This window comes from Minwuia sp. (assembly GCF_048263705.1).
GTDB lineage: Bacteria > Pseudomonadota > Alphaproteobacteria > Minwuiales > Minwuiaceae > Minwuia.
Window position 1 is genome coordinate 22,053 of sequence record NZ_JBLXDV010000007.1, and the last position, 23,083, is coordinate 45,135.

The following is a 23,083-nucleotide window of genomic DNA, read 5'->3' on the forward strand; positions in this document are numbered from 1 at the left end:
CGGCCAGCCTTGGCGTTGGCCGCATACTTCCACTAGTCTCCAGTCAACTCAGTCAGGCGAATCGGTATGAACCTGTTCCAGCATTTCCGGTCAGAGATCGTGGCCCTGGTGGCCAGCACGGAAGGCCTGCCCGACGACCTGAACCTGTCGGCCATCTCCGTCGAACCGCCACGCGACGCGAGCCACGGCGATCTGGCGACCAACGCCGCGATGGTGCTCGCCAAGCCCGCCCGGATGAAACCGCGTGAAATCGCCACCATGCTGGAACCCGCCATTGCCGCCCTGAGCGGCGTGGATGCCGTCGAGATCGCGGGGCCCGGCTTCATCAACATCCGGCTGACCGCCGAGTTCTGGCAGCATCGCCTCAAGGAAGTGCTGATCAAGGGCCGTCGCTATGGCGAAAGCGACCTGGGTCAGGGGCTGGCGGTCAACGTCGAATATGTCAGCGCCAACCCGACGGGACCGCTGCATGTCGGCCACGCCCGCGGCGCGGTCTTCGGCGACGCCCTGGCATCGCTGATGGAAAAGGCCGGCTACGACGTCACGCGGGAATATTACATCAACGATGCCGGCAACCAGATCGACGCGCTCGCGCGGTCGCTGCACTGGCGGTACTGCGAGGCACTGGGCATCGACAAGGGTGCCATGCCCGAGGGCCTGTATCCCGGCGACTATCTGATTCCGCCGGCCCGGCTGCTGGCGGAACGCGATCAGGACAAGTGGCTGGATGCGCCGGAAGCCGACTGGCTGCCGGAACTGCGGCTGTTCGCGGTCGAGCAGATGATGATGCTGATCCGCGACGATCTGGCCGCCGTCGGCATCAGGCAGGAAGTCTTCACCTCGGAACGCACCCTGCATCTGGACGGGCGCATTCAGGACGTGGTGTCGGAACTGGAAAGCCGCGATCAGGTCTATACCGGCGTGCTGGAACCGCCCAAGGGCAAGAAGCCGGAAGACTGGGAACCGCGCCCGCAGCTGCTGTTCCGGGCGACCGCATGGGGTGACGATGTCGATCGTCCGCTGCGCAAGTCGAACGGCGACTGGACTTATTTCGCCGCCGACATCGCCTATCATCTGGACAAGTACAGGCGCGGATTCAGCCAGATGATCGATGTCCTGGGGGCCGACCATGGCGGCTATGTCAAGCGGATGGTGGCGGCGACCCGCGCGGTGACCAACGACGAAGGCCGGTTGACCATCCGGCTGTGCCAGCTGGTGAACCTGTTCGAGGACGGCCAGCCCGCCAAGATGTCGAAGCGGGCGGGGACCTTCATCACCCTGCGCGACCTCGTCGACCGGGTCGGCAAGGATGTCGTCCGCTTCATGCTGCTGACGCGCAAGAACGAGGCAGCGCTGGATTTCGACTTCGCCCGCGTGCTGGAGCAATCGAAGGACAACCCGGTCTTCTACGTCCAGTATGCCCACGCGCGCTGCTGTTCCGTCTTCCGCAACGCCGAAAGGGACATGCCGAGGCTGGATACGGCCCACGAGGCCCTGCAGGCGGCGGAGATGTGGCGGCTGTCGCATCCGGAAGAGCTGGCGCTGATCCGGCTGACCGCGACCTGGCCCCGAATCGTCGAACAGGCGGCGGAGTCCGCTGAACCGCACCGGCTGTCCTTCTATCTCTACGATCTGGCGTCGGCCTTCCACAGCTTCTGGACCAGGGGTCGCGATGCCGAGGAACTGCGCTTCATTCACGCCGACAACCCCGACCTGACGCTGGCCCGGCTGGCGATGGTCGAAGGCGTCCGCACGGTCCTGCGCAACGGCCTGGGGATTCTGGGCGTCACCCCGCGCGAGGAGATGCGTTAGTGGCGGGCGAGGAAACAGGCGGCGGGCGCTGGCCGCTGTTCGCCGGGCTGGCGCTGCTGGCCGCCGTGATGGCCCTGGCGCTGACGATCTGGTTCGTCGCACGCGACGACGGCGGTTCGGCCCTGATGGATCCGAAATCGATCCCCATCGCACGGGCGCCGGAAAATCCCGACCGCGAACGCCCGGCGGACCGGGGCGGCGAGCAGATCCCCGACCAGGACAAGCAGGTCTTCGAGACGTTCCAGTCCGAGGGCGACCGCGCACCGGAACGGGTGGAACGGCTGCTGCCGGCGGCCGAGACGCCCATGCCGGAACCGGAACCGGAAGCGCGGCCTGAACCGGCGCCCACGGAAACCGGACCGGAACCGGACTCCACCGCAGCGGAGACGCAAGCTGCGGCGGCGTCTGGCCCGGCGACCGTTGTCGTGGAAACGCCGGACACCGCGCCCGTCCCGCCGCCCGCCCCGGCTCCGAAGCCGGAACCGGCGGCCGCCGCGAAACCGGAGCCGCAACCTGCTCCTGCGCCCGCGCCTGCCGCAGAGGGCAACTGGCAGGTACAGCTTGCCGCGCTGCGCGATGAAGCCGCCGCGCGTCAGACCTGGAAACGGGTCAGCAGCAAGCAGAAAGCCCTGCTGGGATCAATGCAGCCGGACATCAGCCGCACCGACACGGGATCGAAGGGCATTTTCTATCGCCTGCGGGTCGGCGGGTTTGCCTCACGCGATCAGGCCGCCGCCTTCTGCGACCGCCTGAAGAAAGCCGGGCAGGATTGTCTGGTCGCACGGAAATAGCCAGAGGCGGCCAGACATCATGAAACCAGCCGTATTCGGCATATCCGGCACATCACTGACCGCCGACGAGACGGCTTTCCTGCGGGATGCCCGGCCGATGGGCGTCATCCTGTTCCGCCGCAACATCGACACGCCGGAGCAGGTGCGCCGCCTGAACGACAGCGTCCGCGCCGCGCTGGGACGGGACGGCGCGTGCCTGTGGGTGGATCAGGAAGGGGGCCGCGTTCAACGGCTGACCGAGCCGCACTGGGAAAAACTGCCCGCGGCGGCCCGGATCGGCGGGTGCTGGCGCGACGACCCAGAGATCGCGGAATATGCGGCATGGCTGCTGGGCCGCATCATCGCCGATCAGGTGGCGTCCGCCGGGTTCGACATCGCCTGCGCGCCCGTTCTGGACCTGACCGTTCCCGGCACCCACGAGGTGATCGGCGATCGCGCCTTCGGTGCCGGTCCGGCGGTCGTGGCCGCGCTGGGACGCGCGGTCGCGGAAGGCCTGATCGCGGGCGGCGTGCTGCCGGTGTCCAAGCACTGGCCCGGACACGGGCGGGCGCTGGTGGATTCGCACCACGACCTGCCCACGGTTGATACGGACAGGCAGGGGCTGCTGGAGACGGATATCGAGGCCTTCCGGCTGGCGTCGGACTGCGCGCCGATCGCCATGACGGGCCACCTCGTCTTTCCGGCGTTCGATGCCGCGCACCCGGCAACACTGTCCGCACAGGTGATCGCCGAGGTCATTCGCGGCCATTGCGGGTTCGAAGGCTTCCTGATCTCGGACGATCTGGACATGAAGGCGTTGACCGGGGCCCCCGGAGAGCTGGCCGGTGCGGCGCTGGCCGCCGGGTGCGACGGGGTGCTGCAATGCTCGGGCGATTTCGCGACCATGTGCGCCGTTGCGGACGCGCTCGACGACATGACGGACAGCGCACGTTTCCGCTGGGACGCCGCCTGCGGGATGCAGCAGGCTGCGGACGAGGTCGACCGGTCGCAACTGATCGAAGAACTGCGTGATGTGGTCGAATGAGCATGTCATACTACATCTATGATCGAATCATCCGAACCCAGCCGCGCTGACTTCGAGGAGGATGCGCCGCGCGCGCGCCTCGGCGAACAGCTCGTGCTCGATCTGGGCGGATACGAGGGGCCGCTGGATCTGCTGCTGGATCTGGCCCGGGACCAGAAGGTCGATCTCGCCCGAATCTCGATGATCGCGCTGGCCGATCAGTATCTGGCCTATATCGAAACCTCGCAGCACCTGCGCCTCGAAGTGGCCGCCGACTACCTGGTCATGGCGGCATGGCTGGCCTACCTGAAATCCAGGCTGCTGATCCCCGATCCCGAACCCGAGGACGAACCATCGGCCAGCGAACTGGCCGCGCGCCTGAACTGGCAGCTGCGGCGTCTGCAGGCGATGCGCGATGCATCGGTCAAGCTGATGGGCCGCGCACAGGAGGGCCAGGATTTCCATCGGCGCGGCGCACCGGAAGGCGTGCGTGTGCACCGAAGTTCCGCCTGGGAATGCGATCTGTACGACCTGCTGAAGGCCTATGGCACGCACCGGGAATCACAGGGCGACGGTGAACCGCTGAAGGTGCGCCGCGACAAGGTGATCTCGGTGGAGATGGCGCTTGAGCGGATGCGCCGCCTGCTGGGTGCCCTGCCGGAATGGTCCAGCCTGCAGGCCTTCCTGCCGCCGACCCCGGCGGAGCCCTTCACCCGCAAGTCTGCCACCGCCTCGACCCTGCTCGCCGCGCTGGAACTGGCCAAGCAGGGCGACATCGACCTGAAGCAGGGACGCACCTTCGGTCCGATCTACGTGCGCAGGCGGGCCAGCGCATGAGCGTCGACCGGGATCACGTCCGCATCGTCGAGGCGCTGCTGTTCGCGGCTTCCGAGCCGCTTGATCTCGGCACGATCAGCCAGCGGCTGCCCGACGGGACCGACTCGTCCGTGGTGCTGGCTGCGCTGGCCGAGGACTACCGCGGACGCGGCGTCGAGCCGGTGCAGGTTGACGGCAAGTGGCTGTTCCGCACGGCACCGGATCTGGCGGACGCGCTGGCCGAACACCGTGTGGTGCCGCGAAAGCTGTCGCGCGCCGCCGTGGAGACGCTGTCGATCATCGCCTACCATCAGCCCATCACCCGCGCCGAGATCGAGGAACTGCGCGGTGTCGCGGTCTCGAAGGGAACCATGGACGTCCTGATGGAGACCAGCTGGGTGCGCCCGCGCGGACGCCGCCAGACGCCCGGACGTCCGGTCACCTATGGCACGACGGACGATTTCCTGATCCATTTCGGACTGTCCAACCTGAACGATCTGCCGGGAATCGACGAGTTGAAGGCGACGGGCCTCCTGTCCGCCGAACCCCGCGATCCGAGCCTTTTCGATGCGGTGAAGGACGACGGCGCCGGCTGACGAAGGCGGCAAGACGCCTTGACGTTTGCTGCGAGTCCCTCTCAATTGCGGCTGAAACCTCGTCACCGGGAAGGCGCGATCCACCTTGACCAAACTCCGGCTTACCGATGTCAGCCATCATTTCGGCACCATGAAGGCTGTGGACGGCCTGTCCCTGGACATCGACGACGGTGAGATCCTCTGCCTGCTCGGCCCGTCCGGTTGCGGCAAGACCACCAGCCTGCGCCTCGCCGCCGGGCTGGAGGATCTGCAGCAGGGCCGGATCGAGATCGACGGCCGAACGGTGGCAGAACCGGGTCGCGCCGCCCCGCCCGAGAACCGCCGTATCGGCATGGTCTTTCAGGATTATGCGCTGTTTCCCCACCTGTCCGTCGCCGAGAACGTCGGGTTCGGCCTGAACGGGATGCCGCGCGCCGATCGCGAGGCCCGTGTCGCGACCATGCTGAAACGGGTCGGGCTGACCGAACGCGCCGACGTCTTTCCGCATCAGCTGTCGGGCGGGGAGCAGCAGCGCGTCGCCCTGGCGCGGGCGCTGGCCCCCGAGCCGGGGCTGATGCTGATGGACGAACCCTTTGCCAATCTGGATGTCACCCTGCGCAACACCGTGCGCGACGAGACCCTGTCGCTGCTGAAGGGGCTGGGCGCGTCGGTCCTGCTGGTGACCCATGACCCGGAAGAGGCGATGCGCATGGCCGACCACATCGCGGTGATGCAGAACGGGCGGATCGTGCAGTCAGGGACGCCCGAAGAGGTCTATCTGCGCCCGGCGAACCTGTTCATGGCGCGCTTCTTCGGTGTGGTGAACGAATTTTCCGGCACCGTGAGAGGCGGCACGGTGACGACGGCGCTGGGGCGGTTTCCCGCGAATGCGGCGGACGGCGATGCGCTGATCGTGCTCCGCCCCGAGGCGATGGAGATCGATGTCACCGGCACGGACTGCCGGATCGAGGATGTGCGGCTGGTCGGTGCCTACTGGCGTGTGCGCCTGACGACGCGGGACGGCACGGCCATCAGGCTGCGCACGTCCAGTCGCCCGCCCGCCATCGGCACCGCCGTTTCGGTCACGATTGACCATCAGCGCATGATTCTTTTTCCCGCCAGCGCCTGATCGCACTATAAGGGTCGGCAATCGTTTGGCGTGAGCGGCCCTGACGGGATGTTCCGCCTTCAACTGACAGACTTTGGGAGTAGATCCATGGGTAGTTTCAGCATCTGGCACTGGCTGATCGTTCTTGTCGTCGTGCTGGTCCTGTTCGGCGGCCGCGGCAAGATTTCCAGCCTGATGGGCGATGTCGGCAAGGGCATCAAGAGCTTTCGCACCGGACTGAACGAGGACAAGGACAAGGACGTCCCGGCAAAGGACGCCGACCTGCCGAAAAGTCCCGACGAACAGGACGAGGCGCGCAAGGTCTGAGGCCCGCGTTGACGTTCATCCCTCTTTCACTCTGCTGACGGGCGGTTTTCGATGCTCGATCTCGGTTGGACGGAGCTTCTGGTGATCGCCGTTCTGACGGTCCTGATCTTCGGACCGAAGGAACTGCCGACCGTGCTTCGGACGGTCACCCAGTTCGTGTCCAAGATGCGCGGCATGGCGCGGGACTTCCAGCGCACCATGGACGACGTGGCGCGTGAAGCCGAACTGGACAAGCTGAAGGACGAGATGAAGGAAGCGACGAACACCAATTCCATGCTCGATCCCACCGGCACCGAGAACAACATGTTCGACAAGCTGTTCGACGATGACGAGGAACCGGACGGCAAGCCGGCCCGGAAGGAATCCTCGTCCCCGGTACCCGGCTTTGACAGCGCGCCCGATCCCGACGGAAAACCCGCCAAGCCCACGGCGAAGGAAAGCGCGGCCATCGAGACCGTGTCGGTCGAGGAGGTCGTCGACGACCCCAAGAAGGCCGGCAGCACATGAGCGACACGCTGAACAGTCCGGACGGCGAAGACGCCTATGACGAGGTTCAGGATGCGAAGGCACCGCTGATCGCGCATCTGGTCGAACTGCGCAACCGGCTGCTGTACGCCGTGGTCGCGATCATCGTTGCCTTCATCTTCTGCTTCTATTTCGCCGAAGGCATCTACGCGTTCCTGATGAAACCGCTGGTCGATGTGGTCGGCGAGGATCAGGGCCGCCGGATGATCTTCACGGCGCTGCACGAAGCCTTTTTCACCTACATCAAGGTTGCCTTCTGGGCGGCCTTCATGCTGGCCTTCCCGATCATCGCCTCGCAGATCTACATGTTCGTGGCCCCGGGCCTGTACCAGAACGAGAAGTCGGCCTTCGTCCCGTTTCTGGTGGCCACGCCGATCCTGTTCCTGTTGGGAGCGGCGATGGTCTATTACATGGTGATGCCCTTCGCCTGGGAATTCTTCCTGTCGTTCGAGGCACCGTCGGGCGACGAATCGCTGGCCATCCAGCTCGAACCCAAGGTCGGCGAGTATCTGTCGCTGGTCATGAAGCTGCTGTTCGCGTTCGGCCTGTGTTTCCAGTTGCCGGTCCTGCTGACATTGCTGGCCAAGGTCGGAATCGCCTCGGCGCAGGGCATGCGGGAGAAACGCAAGTACGCCATCGTCGCCGTTTTCGTGGTCGCCGCGATCATCACGCCGCCCGACCCGATCAGCCAGATCACGCTCGCGATTCCGATCATCCTGCTTTACGAAATCTCGATCTGGTGCGCGGTCTACGTCGAACGCCAGCGCGCGAAGGCAGAGGCGGCGGCAGAGGCCGAGTGAGCCGCTGGACGGCTTCCGCAGCCCGTCCTATAACGCCTGCGACACTCATCCCAACCGGCAGACAGACTCATGCATGACATCCGCTGGATTCGCGACAATCCGGAAGCTTTCGACCGTGGCATGGACGCCCGCGGCCAGTCCGTGCGCGCCGCCGATCTTGCCGCGATGCATGAGGCGCGCCTGGCCGTGCAGCAGGAGCTCCAGACCAAACAGGCCGAACGCAACAGCACGGCGAAGCTGATCGGCAAGGCCAAGGGCAGCGGCGACGAGGCCGAGGCCCGGCGCCTGATGCAGGCGACGGCCGACCTGAAGGCCGACGTGCAGCGCCTGGAAGACGAGGACCGCGACCGGGAAGCGGCACTGAACGACGCGCTGGCCGGTCTGCCGAACATTCCGATGGACGATGTGCCCGTCGGCGCGGACGAGGACGCCAATGTGCTGGTCCGCCAGAACGGCACGCCGCCCGATTTCGATTTCGATGCGAAGGAGCATTTCGAGATCGGCGAAGCGCTGGGCATGATGGATTTCGACGCAGCGGCGAAGATGTCGGGCGCGCGCTTCGTCGTCATGCGCGGGCAACTGGCGCGGCTGGAACGGGCGCTGGCCAACTTCTTCATCGACACCCAGACCGAGGAATTCGGCTACACCGAGATCAACCCGCCCTTCCTGGTGCGCGACGAGGCGGTTTTCGGCACCGGGCAACTGCCCAAGTTCTCGGAAGACCTGTTCCACACCGATGACGGCTTCTGGCTGATCCCGACCGCCGAGGTGCCGCTGACCAATCTGGTGCGCGAACAGATCGTCGAGGCGGCGGACCTGCCACACCGTGTCACCGCCCTGACCCCCTGCTTCCGCTCGGAAGCGGGCTCCGCCGGACGCGATACGCGCGGCATGATCCGCCAGCACCAGTTCACCAAGGTCGAGATGGTCTGCATCACCACCGAGGACCAGTCGGAGGCGGAACTGGAGCGCATGACGGGCTGCGCCGAAAAGCTGCTGCAGAAGCTGGGACTGGCCTATCAGGTGATGCTGCTGTCGTCGGGCGACATGGGCGCGGGCGCGCGCAAGACCTATGACCTGGAAGTCTGGCTGCCCGGCCAGAACCGGTATCGCGAGATCTCGTCCTGTTCCAACTGCTGGGATTTCCAGGCCCGGCGGATGAACGCCCGCTACCGCCCAGAGGGTGAGAAGAAGACGCGTTTCGTGCATACGCTGAACGGGTCCGGTCTGGCCGTGGGCCGTGCCCTGATCGCCGTGCTGGAAAACTACCAGCGGGCGGACGGCACGGTGCGCGTACCGGATGTGCTTCTGCCCTACATGGGCGGTGTTGAAATCATTGGTGCGGCCTGAACCGGACCGCCGGGAGAAAGACATGAGAATCCTGATCTGCAACGACGACGGCATCGATGCGCCCGGCATCAAGGTGATGGAGAAGATCGCGCGCCAGCTCTCCGACGACGTCTGGATCGTCGCACCGGCTGCCGAACAGAGCGGTGCCGGACGCTCGCTCAGCCTGACCAGCCCGCTGCGCATGAACGAACTGGGCGAGCGGCGGTTCTCGGTCGTCGGCACCCCCACCGACTGCGTGATGATGGCGTTGCGGCAGGTGCTGGACGGCAAGCCGGACCTGCTGCTGTCCGGCGTCAATCGTGGCGCCAACATCGCCGAGGACATCACCTATTCCGGTACCATCGCGGCGGCCATGGAAGGCACCCTGCTGGGGGTTCCGTCCATCGCCATGAGCCAGGTCGGTGCGCACGGACAGAAGATCCGCTGGGAGACCGCCGAGGAACACGGCCCGAAAGTGGTCCGCCGCCTGGTCGAGACCGGCTGGGGCCGGGATGTGCTGATGAACGTCAATTTTCCGGATGTCGCCCCCGATGAGGTCAACGGCATTCACGCGGTCCCGCACGGACGGCGCGACCAGTCCGACGTCACCATCGAGCCGCGCGTCGACGGGCGCGACATCCCCTATTACTGGATCGGACTGCGCCGCCAGAAAAGCACCCCGCCCCCGGGCACGGACATCGGCACGATCTGGCGCGGCGGAATCTCGGTCACGCCCATCAGCCTGAACTTCACCGATTCGAAGGCACTGCAGGCTGTCGGCGAAGTCTTCTCGGACTGATCCGCAACGGTGGCTGACATCGATCGCAAGATCCGGCTGCTGATGCAGTTGCGCCGCGAGGGCATCACCGACACGGCGGTGCTGGGCGCGATCGAGAAGGTGCCCCGCGAGCGTTTCATCGCCGAAGCCCTGCGCCACCAGGCCTATGAGAACCTGCCGCTGCCGATCAAGCAGGGCCAGACCATCAGCCAGCCCTATGTCGTCGCCTTCATGACGCAGAAGCTGGAGCTGCAGGAGCGCATGAAGGTGCTGGAGATCGGCACGGGCTCGGGTTATCAGGCGGCCATCCTCGCCCAGATCTGCCGCCGGGTGTATACCATCGAACGGCACCGGACCCTCTATCTGGAGGCGCGCGCGATCTTCGAGGAGATGGGCCTGCACCGCGTGATCACCCTGCATGGCGACGGCATGCGCGGCTGGCCGTCGCAGGCACCGTTCGACCGGATCATCGTCACCGCCGCCGCGTTCGGAGAGGTGCCACAGACGCTGACCGACCAGCTGGCACCCGGCGGGCTGATGCTGGTGCCCGTGGGTGACAGCGCCACCGGCCAGCAGATCGTGCGGGTGCATCGCGCCGACGACGGGACCGTACACACTGAAAACATCCTGCCGGTCCGATTTGTGCCTTTGGTATCGGGGGTTCCGGCAGGAAGTTAAGGTAATACTTGCGGCCTGGCCCGCAGCATCCTACTTTCCCAAGATGCCGATTCGTGTGTTCACAGTCCTGGCCTGTCTGCTGGTCGCCGCATGCGGCGGATCGGGCGGGCCGTCGGGTCCGCCGACCGTGCACAATGCCAACGACAATACCGGCGGCACGATCATGGTGCGCCCGGGCGACACGGCGGCCAGCATCGCGCAGCGCAACGGCATCTCGATCGCCGACCTGGTCGCGGCCAATGGCCTGCAACCTCCGTACAGGCTGTCCCCCGGCCAGCGCCTGTTCATCCCGAACCTTCGGCTGCATCGCGTCGCCAAGGGTGAGTTCATCTCCGCCATCGCCGAACGCTACGGCATCGGCTACCGGGAACTGGCCAGCTTCAACGGGATCCGGCCGCCCTACACGATCTTCCCCAGGCAGATCCTGAAGATACCGGGCACGCGCGGCCCCCGCACGCAGGTTGCCCGTGCACCGGTCAGCGCGCCGCCCCCGCCGCCCGCCCGCCCGGCCTTCTCACCGCCGCCCGTCCATATCGCGAAAGCCGCGCCGCGCCACACGGCACGCACCGCCCCTGCATCCGGAATGCAGCAACCCGTTGCCGCCGTGAAAAGTTCAGGCAAGCTGATCTGGCCTGTGACCGGGCGCGTCATCTCCGGGTTCGGCCCGAAGAAGGGCGGCCTGCACAATGACGGCGTGAACATCCTGGCCGCCGCCGGCGCACCGGTTCTGGCCGCGGACGGCGGCACCGTGGTCTATGTCGGCAACGAGGTCCGCGGGTTCGGCAATCTGGTGCTGATCCGGCACGCCAGCGGCCTGACCACTGCCTACGCGCACCTGGACGAGATGCTGGTCGAGAAGGGGCAAAGCGTCGACCGCGGTACGCGCATCGCGACGGTGGGCCGGTCCGGCGGGGTCGATGTCGCGCAGCTTCACTTCGAAATCCGCAAGGGCCGGAAAGCGCTGGATCCGCAACGGGCCATGGGCCCCGTGCCGGTGGCGCAGACTTCCTGAACGTCAACGCCTCTGGACAATACGCGCCCACATGCGAGAATCGGCGCGTTCTAGCAGGAGGGCGTAATGGCGGACTATGATCTGATTGTCAGAAATGCAGTGATCTATGACGGGCTGGGCAACGATCCCGTCTCCGGCGACATGGCGGTCAGCGATGGTCGCGTCACGGCCATCGGCACCGTCAGCGGCTCGGCAGACCGCGAGATCGACGCGGCCGGCGCAGCCGTTGCGCCGGGCATCGTGGACGTCCACACGCACTATGATGCGCAACTGACCTGGGACCCGACCGCCTCGCCGTCGCCGGCGCTGGGCGTGACGACCGTGGTCATCGGCAATTGCGGTTTCGGTATCGCACCGGCCCCCGCCGAGGCGCGCGACACCATTTTGGCCAACCTGTCGGTGGTCGAGGCGATGTCGCTGGACAGCCTGCATGCGGGCGTCGATTTCTCGTTCACCGGCTTCGGCGAATATCTGGATCTGGTGCAGTCGAAGAAGCCCTTTCCGAACGTCGCGGCGATGGCGTCCCATTCGGTGATGCGCACCGCAGTGATGGGCGATGCCGGGTCCGAACGCGAGGCGACGATGGAAGAACTGGACAGGATGCAGGCCCTCTTTCGCGAGGCGCTGGACGCCGGTGCCATCGGCATGGGCTCATCCACGTTCGAGAACCATTTCGGCGCGGGCGGACGACCGGTCCCGTCCCGCATGGCCAGCGACGATGAGTTCCGCGCTTTTGCGCGCACGCTGGGCGACGCGGGCGGCGGCCTGATGATGGCGACCTGCGGCGACCGGACCTCGGTCAGGCTGCTGGGCGAACTGGCGGAACTGGCGAACGGCGCATCGATCTATGCGCCGCTGCTGCACTATTCCAACCAGCCGGACCGGGCGATGACATTTGCCCGTGAATGTGCCGCCGAGCGGGAAGCGGGCCGTCCCGTCTATCCGCAGTGTTCCTGCCAGCCGCTGTCGATGGACTTCACGCTGGAGGCCGCCTATCCGATGCTGACCATCGACGGCTGGCCCGAGGACGGCGACGTCGCGAAGCTGAAGACGGCCTTCGCGGACCCGGCCGTGCGCCAGCAGATCCGCGAGGCCCTGAAGGTTCCGTCGGGCACGCGCATCTTCAACGGCCACTGGGAGCGGGTCGAGATCACCATCGCAGGCGACGAGAGCCTGACCGGCCTGACCATCGCGGATCTGGCGCAGAAACAGGGCAAGGATCCGCTGGACGCGATTCTGGATCTGGCCCTGTCGGAAGACCTGAAGACCGTGTTCACGGCGAAGCTGCTGAACGTCGAGGAAGACGCGGTGGCCGAACTGCTGTCGATGCCGGGCAACATCGTCAGCCTGTCGGACGCAGGCGCCCATCACACGCTGTTCTGCGACGCCGGTTTCGGCATCTATTTCCTGAGCCACTGGGTCCGGGAAGCGAAGAAGTTCACGCTGACCGAGGCGATCCGCAAGCTGACATCGGAACCGGCGCGCATCTACGGGCTGGAAGGCCGCGGCGAACTGACGGTCGGCAGCGCTGCGGACTTCATCATCTTCGATCCCGAAACGCTGGAGCTCTCCAGGACGAAGAAGCTGAAGGACCTGCCCGCCGACGGCGAACGTCTTGTTCGAGAGGCACCTGGCCTGAAAGGCACGTTCGTCAATGGTGTCCAGGTCCATGACGGATCGGACTATCTGGACGTCGACGGCCCCGGGCGCGTGCTGCGCCGTGGACGGTCACACCTTGACGTGGCGGCCGAATAGAGACGACGGACAGGTTGACCTGTTCGAAACGCAACTGCGAAAGGGATCGAGGATGATCGGATATACAACCGTGGGCGTGAGCGACATGGAGCGCGCCAAGAAATTCTACTGCGACCTGTTCGCCGATATGGGCGGCAAGGTGATGATCGATGCCGGCCGGATCGCCTTCATCGGCGCGGAACCCGGCAAGCCGATGATTGCCGTCTGCACACCTTATGACGGCAAGGCACCCTCGCCCGGCAACGGGACGATGATCGCGATCCCCGCAGGCAAGAAGGAAAACGTGGACGCGCTGTACAAGAAGGCCATGTCGCTTGGCGCATCGGATGAGGGCGAGCCGGGACAGCGGATCCCCGACCGTTTCTATGGGGCCTATGTCCGCGACCCGGACGGCAACAAGCTGTGCTTCTTCGTCTTCGGATAGATCGGGCGCGTTCGGTGAACCTGTGCGCCAGGGCGGTCTGAGTGGATAATATCCCGGTTGTCCAGAACCTTCAGGCCTGGCTGAGTGCGTTTCTGCCACAGATCACCGATCGGCAGTTCTGGCTTGAGGAGATCGTCACCGGCTGGAACCTGATCCAGCTCGGCATTCTGGTCACGCTGGTCCTGCTGGCGCATCTCTTCCATGTGCAGGCCGGGCCGTTCTTCCAGCGGGCGGTGGCCCGGCTGTCGGGCCGCAGGTTCCTGCAGCGCATGGCGGCGATGCTGATGCGGCGGCGGCGTTCCATCATGCTGATGCTGCTGCTCTGGGTCGCAGTGCTGGCCCTGTCCGGCAGTCAGCCCCTGGAACACTACCGGCTGTTGCGCATTGCCGCCAATCTGGTCACCGCCTGGGTCGTCATCTCAATCCTGACCAAGGTCATGCGCAACCGGGCGCTGGCGCGCACTGCGGCATTCGTCATCTGGTGCATCGCCGCGCTGAACATCCTGGGGGTGCTGCCGGCGACGCTGACGGCGCTGGACGGCACATCGTTCAAGGTCGGCGACGCAGAGGTTTCGCTGCTGTCGGTGCTGAATGCCGTCGGCCTCGCGGTGCTGCTGGTCTGGATCGCGGTGGCGGCCAGCCGCATCGTTGAAAGCCGCCTGGACAGTTCCCGCGACCTGCAACCGGCCACACGGGTTCTGCTGTCCAAGCTGTTCCGCATCGGGGCGCTGGCGGCAGCGGTCCTGTTCGCCCTCGACCTGACCGGCATCGACCTGACGGCGCTGGCCGTGTTCGGCGGTGCGGTCGGCCTCGGCCTCGGTTTCGGCTTGCAGAAGGTCATCTCCAATCTGGTCAGCGGCTTCATCCTGCTGATGGACAAGTCGATCAAACCCGGCGACGTGATCACGCTGGAGGAGACCTTCGGCTGGATCACACGCCTGAACGCCCGCTATGTCTCTGTCATCACCCGGGACGGGCGTGAACACCTGATCCCGAACGAGGACCTGATCACAAACAAGGTCATCAACTGGTCCTTCTCGCATTCCCGGGTGCGCCTGGAGATCAAGTTCGGCGTCGCCTATGACAGCGATCCGCATCAGGTGCGCGAGCTGGCGGTCGAGGCGGCGACCGACGTCGAACGCGTGCTGAAAACGCCGGTGCCGGTGTGCCACTTCGTCGAATTCGGCGACTCGTCGCTGGATTTCGTGCTGCGCTTCTGGATCCAGGATCCGGCGGACGGTGTGGTCAACATCCGCGGCAAGGTGCTGCTCTCGCTGTGGGATATCTTCAAGGAGCACGAGATCGGCATTCCCTTCCCCCATCGCGAGGTCATCTTCCGCACCCCGCTGGAAGTGGTGGACAGAAGAGACGAAGGTACCGCGCAGTCCGAGGACAGCCAGGACCTCTATCCGCCCGCGCCGGAACCGCGTGAATGACCGCGGCCACGGACCGCAACAAGGCCAACGCACAGGCCTTCCACGACCTGATGTCCAATCAGTGCAGGCCGCGCGCGGCCATCGAGCGCTATGCGGGCGACCGCTACATCCAGCACAACCCGGACGTTGGCGACGGCAAGGAAGCCTTCATCGCCTATTTCGAACGGATGGCCGAGGAGTATTCCGGCAAGCAGGTCCGTTTCGTGCGCGCGATCGCCGAGGACGACATCGTCGTGCTGCATTGCCACCAGCTCTGGCCGGGCATCGACGATTACTCCGGGATCGACATCTTCCGCTTCGATGCAGACGGCAAGATCGTCGAGCACTGGGACGTGCTGCAGGTCATCACCGGCGAGTCGCAGAACGACAACGGGCTGTTCTGAAACCCGGCCTGTCCCCCGCGCGATTGCCCGCCCTGTGCAGGGATCCGGTCGGGCCTTCAGAGCGTTCCCGCCGTCGATTGAATCGGTCAACAATACAGGTTGTCACCCCCGCCTTGTGCGGGGGCAACGGTCGACCGGATGCTGCAAGGCGCTCGCCGGTCAGTTGCCGGCCATCTTCACCGGCATCAGCGGGCTGCCCGAGAAGCTGAGGTCCTTGGCGAAGGCCGCCCAGACGACCGACACGGGCTTGTAGACCGACAGCGGATGATCCGCCGGCGCGGTGATGTCGACCGAAACCGGCGACGCCCCGCAGATCTTGCCGGCGAAGGAATATTGCGTCACGACCAGACCTTCGGCCCCTTGCGGCAGGCTGGGATAGTTCTGCGTGCCCACGGCATCGCCGCAGCCCGCATCGGACAGTTCGATCGTGATCTTCATGACCTGTTCGCCGCCCAGTGCGGTCGTGCCGATGACCCTGTGGCCGTCCTTCGTCAGGGTCGACGCCCCGACCTCGGTGTCGTAACCGGCCCTGGCCATCTTCGCCGAATGCGCGGAATCCGACAGCCAGAGGATGTAGCGACCGCCGTTGCCGGTGATCGAATCGAAGTTCGCCAGATCGACCCAGACATAGGACCGCTGATAGGCCGCAACGCCTTCGCCGCCGTTGGACGTGTAGATGTTCAGGCCGCCGGTGATGCCTTCCGTCGGCTCCATGCCTTCGGGCAGCACGGCCCTGACCTTCGCCTCGTCCAGCGTGATGCCCACCAGGATGTGCTCGTTCCCGCTGACGACGTATGGTCCGTCCGCGGCCTGCGCTGCCGCGGCGGTCAGCATCGCGGCACCGATGGTCAATGCGCCAAGGCCTTTTGTGATCCTGTGAAACATGATGATGTTCTCCCCGTTCAGGTGGTTTTCTTGCTTCCCCGAAACGTCAGGCTACGTCATCGGACCTCGAAACGTGAACGATTTTCCACCGCGCGGGCCATCGACCGGGGAGAAGCGCGGCAAGCTGCGCGCTGGAGCCGGGTCGGCCGGCATGATATGCGATGCACGATCTCAACACGCCAGATACGGGGCCATCACGCATGTCATCCAAGACCAATCCGGGCAATTTCTTCGAGGACTTCACCGTCGGGCAGGAACTGCCGCACGCGACGCCGCGCACGGTGACCGAAGGTGAGGTCGCGATGTACACGGCGCTGTATGGCGGCCGGTTTGCCCTGCAGAGCGCCGATCAGGTGGCGCAGGATCTGGGTTATCCCGGCGCGCCGGTGGACGACTGGCTGACCTTCCACATCGTGTTCGGCAAGACCGTGCCGGACGTGTCGCTGAACGCGGTGGCCAATCTGGGCTACGCGCAGGGCCGTTTTCTGGCGCCGGTGTTTCCGGGCGACACGCTGTCGGCGACATCCACGGTCATCGGGCTGAAGGAGAATTCGAACGGCAAGACCGGTACGGTCTACGTCAATTCGGTGGGCCGCAATCAGGAAGGCGAGACCGTGCTGGACTATTGCCGCTGGGTGATGATCCGCAAGCGCGACGAGAACGCCCCCGCGCCCGCCCCAGTCGTGCCCGACCTGCCCGACCGCGTGGACCCGGAAACGCTGGTGGTGCCGGGCGTGGACCTGTCGGCCTATGACCCGCGCCTGATCGGCCAGAGCCACCGGTTCGGCGACTATCAGGCGGGCGAGAAGATCGACCATGTGGATGGCGTGACCATCGAGGAAGCCGAGCACATGATGGCCACGCGCCTCTACCAGAACACGGCGAAGGTACACTTCAACCAGCACACCGAGGGCGAAGGCCGCTTCGGACGGCGGTTGATCTATGGCGGTCACATCATCAGCCTGGCACGCGGCCTGGCCTTCAACGGCCTCGCGCCGGCCATGTGGATCGCCGGAATCAACGGCGGCGCGCATACGGCCCCGGCCTTCGCGGGCGACACGATCTATGCATGGTCCGAGGTGCTCGAAACCGCCGACATCGACGGCCCGCTGGGTGCGCTGCGGCTGCGCACGGTGGCCTGCAAGAACCGCAATGCGTCGGACTTCCCGCACAGGGGCGACGACGGCAGGCCCGCGAAGGACGTGATCCTGGACCTGGACTACTGGGCACTGATCGCGAAGTGACGGATGCCGCCTCACATGATGCGGCGCAGACATCGCGCCGGCTGATGCGGGCCGAACCCGTGGCAACACTGTCGACCGGGCTCGGCGACGACGGCTGGCCGTACGGGTCGCTGGTGCTTGTCGCCTGCGATCACGCGGCGCGCCCGATCCTGCTGATCTCGACCCTGGCCGAGCACACGAAGAATATCCTGCGCGACGACCGGGTGTCGCTGATGTTCGACGGAACCGCCGGATACCGCGAGCGACTGACGGGGCCGCGCGTGACCGTGATGGGCCGGGCGATCAAGGCGGAAAACGATCACGCCAGGCAGCGCTTCATCGCACGGCACCCTTCCGCTTCGTTCTATGCCGGCTTCGGCGATTTTGCTTTCTATCATGTCGAACCGGAGCGCGCGCATATCGTCGCCGGGTTCGGCAGGATCGACTGGGTGGATGCCGGTGACCTGCTGACCGATGTCTCGTCGGCGGGCGAGCTGGCCGAGGCCGAAGCCGATGTCGTGGCGCACATGAACGCCGATCATTCCGATGCCGTCGCACTCTATGCCAATGTGCTGTGCGACCGGCGCGGCGTCGGCTGGCGGCTGACCGGCATCGATCCGGAGGGCGCGGACCTGGCCCGTCCCGGCGATCATTGCCGCATCGCATTCGACAAGCCCGTGGCCACCGCGGAACAGGCCCGCGTGGAACTGGTCCGGCTGGTGAAACGGGCGCGAAAGGGGAGCTGAAACCACATGCAGCGCACACCGCATCAGATCATGGAAACCTATCTGCACGACATCGCGGGCGGCGGAAAGCTGGAACTGATCGACGAGATCGCACAGCCCGACATGATCGACGAGGCCAATCAGGCCTTCGGCGGACCGCCGGGGCGCGACGGGCTGGTCGCGCATGTGGTCGGCTTCCATCGCAACATCACCGAACGCCGGATCAGGATCCGCAAGATCGTCGCGGGCAAAAGCGACGTGATGGCCTGGTGGTCCTTCACGGGCAGACACACCGGACCGTGGCTGGGGCGCACGCCGACCGGCGAGGAAATTTCCGCGGATGTCTTCAGCTTCTTCGAACTGACGGAAGGCCGGGTGAGCCTCTACCGCCTCTGGCTCTGTGCGCAGTTCGACACGCCCGTGCTTTTCGATTCCGCGCGAGCCGACAACACCCGGTGATCATTGCCAAATCCGGCGCGCCCCGACGCGTGCCGGACAGGGCATGGATGCCGCACCGGCAACCCCGGTGACGGACGCCTGGCCGCGCCGCAAACCGACCGCCCGCCGAGCGCGGCACTTTCGCACAGTTTTCTGGTCCGAATCGGGTTGAAACCATGGCACCCTTGGATATGTTGACGACGCTTTCGTGACAGCGTGCGGTAAAGGTTGGTGGTGCAGGATCTGCGGTGCCGCCCGGAACTGTTTTCCGGACTCGCGAAATGCACCGGACGACATAACCGGCAACGGACCCATCCAGCGGGAGGACATCGTGGAAAATCTGGGACCGACGATCAGCAGCCATGGCCTGGATGGCCAGGGCCTGGGCGGCGTTGCGAAAGCACACTGGAATTACGGCACGGCGGCGCTCTATACGGCTTCGCTTTCCCGCGGACAGGGGCGTCTGGCATCCGGCGGCGCAATCGTCGTGGAGACCGGCGTGCACACCGGCCGCTCGGCGCAGGACAAGTTCATCGTCAAGGAACCGACGTCCGAGAACGAGATCTCCTGGGGTGCGATCAACAAGCCCTTCGACGCCGACAGGTTCGATGCATTGCTGGCCCGCGTGCAGGAACACCTGAAGGGCAGCGAAGTGTTCGTGCAGGACTGCTGGGCCGGTGCCGCGCGCGACTATCGCCTCGGCGTCCGCGTGGTGACCGAGCATGCCTGGCACAATCTGTTCGCCCGCAACATGTTCATCCAGCCGACCGCGGATGAACTGGCCGGTTTCGATCCGGAATTCACGGTCATCCAGGCCCCCAATTTCAGGGCCGATCCGAAACGCGACGGCACGCGCTCGGACTGTTTCATCATCGCCAACTTTGCAAAGAAGATGGTTCTGATCGGCGGCACGCACTATGCCGGCGAGATCAAGAAATCGGTTTTCTCGATCCTGAACTACCTGCTGCCCGCGCGGTCGGTCATGCCGATGCACTGTTCGATCAACGTCGGTCAGGCGGGCGATGCGGCGATCTTCTTCGGTCTGTCGGGCACGGGCAAGACGACCCTGTCGGCCGATCCGCTGCGTGAACTGATCGGCGATGACGAACATGGCTGGTCCGACGACGGTGTCTTCAATTTCGAGGGCGGCTGCTACGCGAAGGTCATCGACCTGTCCGAGAAGGCCGAACCCGAGATTCATGCGACCACCCGGATGTTCGGCACCGTTCTGGAAAACGTCGTGATGGATCCGATGACCGGCGAGCTTGACCTGTTCGACGGATCGCTGACACAGAACACCCGCGCCTCCTATCCGATCGACTTCATCCCGAACGCTTCGCCCACGGGCGTTGCCGGTCATCCGAAGAATGTGGTGATGCTGACCGCCGACGCATTCGGCGTGCTGCCGCCGATTTCCAGGCTGACGCCGGAACAGGCGATGTACCACTTTCTGTCGGGCTACACCGCCAAGGTCGCCGGGACCGAGAAGGGACTGGGCAACGAGCCGCAGGCGACGTTCTCGACCTGCTTCGGTGCCCCCTTCATGCCGCGCCATCCGTCGGTCTATGCCAACCTGCTGGGCGACAAGATCGCCAAGCACGGTGCGAACTGCTGGCTGGTGAACACCGGCTGGACCGGCGGCGTCTACGGCGTGGGGCAGCGCATGCCGATCAACTACACCCGTGCCCTGCTGAATGCCGCGCTGGACGGATCGCTGGATGGCGTCCCGACGCGCACGGATCCGAATTTCGGCGTACAGGTGCCGACCGCATGCCCGGGCGTGCCCGACGAGGTTCTGAACCCGCGCGGCACGTGGGACGATGGCGGAGCCTATGACACCAAGGCCGGTGAACTGGTCGGGCGCTTCAACGACAATTTCGAACAGTTCGAAAGCTATGTCGAAAGCGACATCCGCGCCGCCGCCCCGTCACGGGCAGCCTGAAACAGCTTGTGATGATGCCGCCTGGCCGTCAGCGTCAGGCGGCCATCGCGCTTTCGGCTTCGGTGATCCAGCCGCCGCCCAGCACCCGCGTCCCGTCGTAGAATACGCACGCCTGCCCTGGTGACACGCCGAATTCGGGCGCGGTGAAGACAACCTGAGCCATGCCGCCGACGGGCGGGTAGATCGTGGCATCGGTTGCGGGCGCATTGTTCCGGATCTTCGCCTTCACCCTGAGGCCATCTGCCGGAATCGTTTCCGGCGAGAGCCAGTTCAGTTCCTTCACCGTCAGGCTGCGGCAGGCCAGCGCCTCGCGCGGGCCGACCACGACCCGTGCACTTTCAGGCTCCAGCCGCACCACGAAGCGCGGCGCGGTGTCGCCCCCGGCCTCGCCGCCCAGCCCCAGCCCCTTGCGCTGTCCGATCGTGTAACCGATCACCCCGTCATGCTCGCCCAGCACGCGACCGCTCAGGTCGACGATTTCGCCGGGGATGCGGGCGTCGGGGCGCAGCTTCTCGATCACGCGGCGGTAGTCGCCGTTGGGCACGAAGCAGATGTCCTGACTGTCCGGCTTGTCCGCGACGGGCAGGTCGAACCGTTCGGCATGGGCGCGCACCTCGGACTTCGGCAGGGTGCCGAGCGGGAACCGCAGAAATTCGAGCTGCGCCGCCGTCGTCGCGAACAGGAAGTAGCTCTGGTCGCGGCTGGCATCGGCGGCGTTGTGCATCTCCGGCCCGGCCGGTCCGGCGACACGCTTCACGTAATGGCCCGTCGCCAGCGCCACGGCACCCAGATCGCGCGCGGTCTCCAGCAGGTCGCGGAACTTGACCGTCTGGTTGCAACGGATGCAGGGCACGGGCGTCTCGCCGCGCATGTAGGCATCGGCGAAATCATCGACCACCGAGTCCCGGAACCGGCTTTCATAGTCCAGCACGTAATGCGGGATGCCGATCCGGTCGGCGACGTTGCGGGCATCCATGATGTCCTGCCCCGCACAGCAGGCCCCCTTGCGTTCGACCGCCGCGCCATGATCGTAAAGCTGCAGCGTGATGCCAACGACGTCGTATCCCGCCTCCTTGCACAGCGCTGCCGTCACCGAGGAATCGACGCCCCCCGACATGGCGACGACGACACGGGTCGCGGCGCGGTCTCCCGCTATGTCCAGATCAACATGCATGATGGCGGGAGATATATCGCCAACCCGGCGACATGCAAGGATCGCTTGACCTTGGCAACGGCAACCGTGATCTTCGCCGGCAACAGGAAGAACCGAAAAGGGAGAAGAGACATGAAGCATCTGATCAGGCGCGCGACACTCGGCGCGGCCCTGCTGGCGCTGGTGGGCGGCTTCGCCTCGGGCAGCCGCGCGGACGAGGAACCGATCCAGTGCCGCACCGTGACATTCTCGGACGTCGGCTGGACGGACATCACCGCAACCACCGCCGCGACCGCGGTCGTGCTGAAAGCGCTGGGCTACAAGCCCGACATCAAGGTGCTGTCGGTGCCGGTCACCTACACGTCCCTGAAGAACAACGATATCGACGTGTTCCTGGGCAACTGGATGCCGACCATGGAAGCCGACATCGCCCCCTATCGCGAGGACGGTTCGGTCGAGACGGTGCGCGCCAACCTGAAAGGTGCGAAGTACACGCTGGCCGTGCCGCAATATACCTATGATGCCGGCCTGAAGAGCTTTGCCGACATCAACAGCTTCCGCGACGAGCTGGAAGGCCGGATCTACGGCATCGAGCCGGGCAACGACGGCAACCGGCTGATCCAGGACATGATCGACCAGGATGCCTTCGGCCTGAAGGGCTTCAAGGTGGTCGAAAGTTCCGAGCAGGGCATGCTGGCGCAGGTTTCCCGCGCGACCAAGCGTGGCGAGAACATCGTCTTCCTGGGCTGGGCACCGCATCCGATGAACGCCAACCACGACATGGCGTACCTGTCCGGTGGCGATGACTTCTTCGGACCGGACTATGGCGGTGCGACGGTCTATACCAACGTGCGCGCAGGCTATCTGGACGAGTGCAAGAACGTGGGCAAGCTGCTGAAGAACCTGGAATTCTCGCTGGAGATGGAAAACGAGATCATGGGCGCGATCCTGAACGACAGCATGGATCCCGAGAAGGCGGCGACCGAATGGCTGAAGGCGCACCCGTCCGTCGTCGAAGGCTGGGTGAAGGGCGTCAAGCACTGGGACGGCAAGACCGATGGCATGAAGGCCGTGAAGGCGAACCTGTAGGAACCCCTTCGATCCTTCAGACCGCCAACTGGCTGGTACGTCAATCGACACCGCGTTTGTATCAAGTCCCGTAGCG

General features: G+C 65.4%; 24 protein-coding genes. 22 read left to right on the top strand and 2 right to left on the bottom strand.

From position 1 onward, the window contains the following. Positions 1 to 66: 66 nt before the first annotated feature. The 17 genes from argS (at position 67) to ACN0X7_RS11480 (ending at position 15,552) form a co-directional block, all read left to right on the top strand. Positions 67 to 1,812 carry an arginine--tRNA ligase gene (gene argS, locus ACN0X7_RS11400; RefSeq protein WP_417517269.1) on the top strand — a complete coding sequence of 582 codons (1,746 nt, stop codon included), beginning with the start codon at positions 67 to 69 and terminating at the stop codon, positions 1,810 to 1,812. After that, positions 1,812 to 2,603 (top strand): SPOR domain-containing protein, encoded by a 792-nt coding sequence (locus tag ACN0X7_RS11405; protein ID WP_417517271.1) that lies wholly within the window; start codon positions 1,812 to 1,814, stop codon positions 2,601 to 2,603. Before argS ends, ACN0X7_RS11405 begins: the two co-directional genes overlap by 1 nt. 19 nt (positions 2,604 to 2,622) lie before the next feature. Next, positions 2,623 to 3,627, top strand: a complete 1,005-nt coding sequence (nagZ, locus tag ACN0X7_RS11410) for a beta-N-acetylhexosaminidase (RefSeq protein ID WP_417517273.1) — start codon at positions 2,623 to 2,625, stop codon at positions 3,625 to 3,627. A gap of 18 nt (positions 3,628 to 3,645) precedes the next feature. Beyond that, positions 3,646 to 4,443 carry a segregation and condensation protein A gene (locus ACN0X7_RS11415; protein ID WP_417517275.1) on the top strand — a complete coding sequence of 266 codons (798 nt, stop codon included), beginning with the start codon at positions 3,646 to 3,648 and terminating at the stop codon, positions 4,441 to 4,443. Next, the gene (scpB, locus tag ACN0X7_RS11420) at positions 4,440 to 5,018 is read left to right on the top strand and encodes an SMC-Scp complex subunit ScpB (RefSeq protein WP_417517277.1); all 579 of its coding nucleotides are present in this window, start codon (positions 4,440 to 4,442) and stop codon (positions 5,016 to 5,018) included. The genes ACN0X7_RS11415 and scpB overlap by 4 nt, the downstream gene beginning before the upstream one ends. Before the next feature lie 85 nt (positions 5,019 to 5,103). After that, on the top strand, positions 5,104 to 6,126 hold the full coding sequence (locus ACN0X7_RS11425; RefSeq protein WP_417517279.1) for an ABC transporter ATP-binding protein: 1,023 nt from the start codon (positions 5,104 to 5,106) through the stop codon (positions 6,124 to 6,126). Positions 6,127 to 6,213: 87 nt separating this feature from the next. Then, positions 6,214 to 6,432 carry a twin-arginine translocase TatA/TatE family subunit gene (locus ACN0X7_RS11430; RefSeq protein ID WP_417517281.1) on the top strand — a complete coding sequence of 73 codons (219 nt, stop codon included), beginning with the start codon at positions 6,214 to 6,216 and terminating at the stop codon, positions 6,430 to 6,432. Positions 6,433 to 6,483: 51 nt separating this feature from the next. After that, the gene (gene tatB, locus ACN0X7_RS11435; RefSeq protein ID WP_417517283.1) at positions 6,484 to 6,939 is read left to right on the top strand and encodes a Sec-independent protein translocase protein TatB; all 456 of its coding nucleotides are present in this window, start codon (positions 6,484 to 6,486) and stop codon (positions 6,937 to 6,939) included. Beyond that, complete coding sequence (gene tatC, locus ACN0X7_RS11440) at positions 6,936 to 7,757, top strand: twin-arginine translocase subunit TatC (protein ID WP_417517285.1); 822 nt, start codon at positions 6,936 to 6,938, stop codon at positions 7,755 to 7,757. Before tatB ends, tatC begins: the two co-directional genes overlap by 4 nt. Positions 7,758 to 7,826: 69 nt before the next feature. Continuing rightward, positions 7,827 to 9,107 carry a serine--tRNA ligase gene (gene serS, locus ACN0X7_RS11445; RefSeq protein WP_417517287.1) on the top strand — a complete coding sequence of 427 codons (1,281 nt, stop codon included), beginning with the start codon at positions 7,827 to 7,829 and terminating at the stop codon, positions 9,105 to 9,107. 22 nt (positions 9,108 to 9,129) lie between these two features. Continuing rightward, positions 9,130 to 9,885, top strand: a complete 756-nt coding sequence (surE, locus tag ACN0X7_RS11450) for a 5'/3'-nucleotidase SurE (RefSeq protein ID WP_417517289.1) — start codon at positions 9,130 to 9,132, stop codon at positions 9,883 to 9,885. A 9-nt stretch (positions 9,886 to 9,894) separates the two neighbouring features. Beyond that, on the top strand, positions 9,895 to 10,542 hold the full coding sequence (locus tag ACN0X7_RS11455; protein ID WP_417517291.1) for a protein-L-isoaspartate(D-aspartate) O-methyltransferase: 648 nt from the start codon (positions 9,895 to 9,897) through the stop codon (positions 10,540 to 10,542). A 55-nt stretch (positions 10,543 to 10,597) separates the two neighbouring features. Beyond that, positions 10,598 to 11,554, top strand: a complete 957-nt coding sequence (locus tag ACN0X7_RS11460; protein ID WP_417517293.1) for a peptidoglycan DD-metalloendopeptidase family protein — start codon at positions 10,598 to 10,600, stop codon at positions 11,552 to 11,554. A 66-nt stretch (positions 11,555 to 11,620) separates the two neighbouring features. Beyond that, positions 11,621 to 13,309, top strand: coding sequence for an N-acyl-D-amino-acid deacylase family protein (locus ACN0X7_RS11465; protein WP_417517295.1), 1,689 nt, complete (start codon positions 11,621 to 11,623; stop codon positions 13,307 to 13,309). Between the two features lie 52 nt (positions 13,310 to 13,361). After that, a complete protein-coding gene (locus tag ACN0X7_RS11470; protein WP_417517297.1) occupies positions 13,362 to 13,733 on the top strand; it encodes a VOC family protein in 372 nt (123 codons plus the stop codon). 41 nt (positions 13,734 to 13,774) lie between these two features. Continuing rightward, positions 13,775 to 15,169 carry a mechanosensitive ion channel family protein gene (locus tag ACN0X7_RS11475; RefSeq protein WP_417517299.1) on the top strand — a complete coding sequence of 465 codons (1,395 nt, stop codon included), beginning with the start codon at positions 13,775 to 13,777 and terminating at the stop codon, positions 15,167 to 15,169. After that, on the top strand, positions 15,166 to 15,552 hold the full coding sequence (locus tag ACN0X7_RS11480; RefSeq protein WP_417517301.1) for a nuclear transport factor 2 family protein: 387 nt from the start codon (positions 15,166 to 15,168) through the stop codon (positions 15,550 to 15,552). Before ACN0X7_RS11475 ends, ACN0X7_RS11480 begins: the two co-directional genes overlap by 4 nt. A gap of 159 nt (positions 15,553 to 15,711) precedes the next feature. Here ACN0X7_RS11480 and ACN0X7_RS11485 read toward each other — a convergent pair whose 3' ends face one another. Then, complete coding sequence (locus ACN0X7_RS11485; protein WP_417517303.1) at positions 15,712 to 16,437, bottom strand: hypothetical protein; 726 nt, start codon at positions 16,435 to 16,437, stop codon at positions 15,712 to 15,714. Positions 16,438 to 16,637: 200 nt separating this feature from the next. Between ACN0X7_RS11485 and ACN0X7_RS11490 the strand changes: the two genes are divergently transcribed. The 4 genes from ACN0X7_RS11490 to ACN0X7_RS11505 all read left to right on the top strand — a co-directional run bounded on the left by ACN0X7_RS11490 (position 16,638) and on the right by ACN0X7_RS11505 (position 20,765). Then, positions 16,638 to 17,681, top strand: coding sequence for a MaoC family dehydratase (locus tag ACN0X7_RS11490; protein WP_417517305.1), 1,044 nt, complete (start codon positions 16,638 to 16,640; stop codon positions 17,679 to 17,681). Further along, positions 17,678 to 18,406 carry a HugZ family protein gene (locus ACN0X7_RS11495; protein ID WP_417517307.1) on the top strand — a complete coding sequence of 243 codons (729 nt, stop codon included), beginning with the start codon at positions 17,678 to 17,680 and terminating at the stop codon, positions 18,404 to 18,406. The genes ACN0X7_RS11490 and ACN0X7_RS11495 overlap by 4 nt, the downstream gene beginning before the upstream one ends. 6 nt (positions 18,407 to 18,412) lie before the next feature. Beyond that, a complete protein-coding gene (locus ACN0X7_RS11500; protein WP_417517309.1) occupies positions 18,413 to 18,844 on the top strand; it encodes an ester cyclase in 432 nt (143 codons plus the stop codon). A gap of 310 nt (positions 18,845 to 19,154) precedes the next feature. Beyond that, a complete protein-coding gene (locus tag ACN0X7_RS11505) occupies positions 19,155 to 20,765 on the top strand; it encodes a phosphoenolpyruvate carboxykinase (RefSeq protein ID WP_417517311.1) in 1,611 nt (536 codons plus the stop codon). A gap of 34 nt (positions 20,766 to 20,799) precedes the next feature. On the opposite strand, the gene mnmA is transcribed toward ACN0X7_RS11505, so the two are convergent. After that, positions 20,800 to 21,939 (bottom strand): tRNA 2-thiouridine(34) synthase MnmA, encoded by a 1,140-nt coding sequence (mnmA, locus tag ACN0X7_RS11510; RefSeq protein ID WP_417517313.1) that lies wholly within the window; start codon positions 21,937 to 21,939, stop codon positions 20,800 to 20,802. Between the two features lie 111 nt (positions 21,940 to 22,050). On the opposite strand from mnmA, the gene ACN0X7_RS11515 reads away from it, so the two are divergent. Beyond that, entirely contained in the window at positions 22,051 to 23,007 is a 957-nt protein-coding gene (locus tag ACN0X7_RS11515; RefSeq protein WP_417517315.1) for a choline ABC transporter substrate-binding protein, read from the top strand. The last annotated feature ends 76 nt before the right edge of the window (positions 23,008 to 23,083 follow it).

Bases quoted from the DNA above. Each gene is read 5' to 3' on its own strand.
- tatB (WP_417517283.1), top strand. From the start codon at position 6,484: ATGCTCGATCTCGGTTGGACGGAGCTTCTGGTGATCGCCGTTCTGACG.
- serS (WP_417517287.1), top strand. From the start codon at position 7,827: ATGCATGACATCCGCTGGATTCGCGACAATCCGGAAGCTTTCGACCGT.
- ACN0X7_RS11515 (WP_417517315.1), top strand. From the start codon at position 22,051: ATGAAGCATCTGATCAGGCGCGCGACACTCGGCGCGGCCCTGCTGGCG.
- surE (WP_417517289.1), top strand. From the start codon at position 9,130: ATGAGAATCCTGATCTGCAACGACGACGGCATCGATGCGCCCGGCATC.
- argS (WP_417517269.1), top strand. From the start codon at position 67: ATGAACCTGTTCCAGCATTTCCGGTCAGAGATCGTGGCCCTGGTGGCC.
- ACN0X7_RS11480 (WP_417517301.1), top strand. From the start codon at position 15,166: ATGACCGCGGCCACGGACCGCAACAAGGCCAACGCACAGGCCTTCCAC.
- ACN0X7_RS11500 (WP_417517309.1), top strand. From the start codon at position 18,413: ATGCAGCGCACACCGCATCAGATCATGGAAACCTATCTGCACGACATC.
- ACN0X7_RS11465 (WP_417517295.1), top strand. From the start codon at position 11,621: ATGGCGGACTATGATCTGATTGTCAGAAATGCAGTGATCTATGACGGG.
- ACN0X7_RS11485 (WP_417517303.1), bottom strand. From the start codon at position 16,437: ATGTTTCACAGGATCACAAAAGGCCTTGGCGCATTGACCATCGGTGCC.
- ACN0X7_RS11415 (WP_417517275.1), top strand. From the start codon at position 3,646: ATGATCGAATCATCCGAACCCAGCCGCGCTGACTTCGAGGAGGATGCG.
- ACN0X7_RS11470 (WP_417517297.1), top strand. From the start codon at position 13,362: ATGATCGGATATACAACCGTGGGCGTGAGCGACATGGAGCGCGCCAAG.
- scpB (WP_417517277.1), top strand. From the start codon at position 4,440: ATGAGCGTCGACCGGGATCACGTCCGCATCGTCGAGGCGCTGCTGTTC.
- ACN0X7_RS11430 (WP_417517281.1), top strand. From the start codon at position 6,214: ATGGGTAGTTTCAGCATCTGGCACTGGCTGATCGTTCTTGTCGTCGTG.
- ACN0X7_RS11490 (WP_417517305.1), top strand. From the start codon at position 16,638: ATGTCATCCAAGACCAATCCGGGCAATTTCTTCGAGGACTTCACCGTC.
- nagZ (WP_417517273.1), top strand. From the start codon at position 2,623: ATGAAACCAGCCGTATTCGGCATATCCGGCACATCACTGACCGCCGAC.
- tatC (WP_417517285.1), top strand. From the start codon at position 6,936: ATGAGCGACACGCTGAACAGTCCGGACGGCGAAGACGCCTATGACGAG.
- mnmA (WP_417517313.1), bottom strand. From the start codon at position 21,939: ATGCATGTTGATCTGGACATAGCGGGAGACCGCGCCGCGACCCGTGTC.